Here is a 594-nt window from a genome sequence, read left to right as displayed (position 1 = left end):
GCTTCCACACCACGCCCTCGCTCTCCGACACCCCGGTGGCCGTCGAGATCACCCCGCTGCTGCGGTTGCTCCTTGAGCGGCTGTGCGAGCCCGGCCTGTCCGCCTCGTCGCGGAAGGTCACCGAGGCGCTGGTGCTCGACGTGCTCGAACCCTCGCCGCGCGAACTCCTCGTCCAGGCGCCCACCTCGGCCCTGCTGCGCCCGATCGCCGACGCGCTGCGCGCGGACCCCGGCGACCAGCGCACCCTGTCGCAGTGGGCGGCGGAGCTGGCCGTGAGCGCGCGGACGATCAGCCGGGCCTTCGTCGCGGAGACCGGCACCAGCTTCGCGCGCTGGGTCGCCTCGGCCCGGGCGCAGCACGCCGTGGCGCTGCTGGCCCGGGGCTGGGATGTGGAGGCCGTGGCGGCGGAGGTGGGCTACCGGTCGGCGAGCGCCTTCGGGGCGGCCTTCCGCCGGACCACCGGCCTCACCCCGGGCGCGTTCCAGGTCTCCTGACCGGCCGGGGGAGCGGGCCGGGATCAGCCGCCGAGCGAGTGGGCCCCGAATCCGGCCTCCCCGAGCGGGCCCTGCGACCGGCTCCCGAGCGGCCCATGGG

Annotated in this window: 1 protein-coding gene; it reads left to right on the top strand. The window is 76.9% G+C overall.

Going from position 1 to position 594, the window contains the following annotated elements; all coding sequences use genetic code 11:
• On the top strand, positions 1-494 hold a 494-nt coding region (locus KUM32_RS35625), incomplete at its 5' end, for a helix-turn-helix transcriptional regulator (protein WP_217146062.1).
• Positions 495-594 lie beyond the last annotated feature (100 nt).

It is taken from the genome of Streptomyces sp. AC627_RSS907 (genome assembly GCF_019049165.1).
The sequence above is the reverse complement of the archived record's forward strand: the minus strand, read 5'-3'. Positions and strand labels throughout refer to the sequence as shown.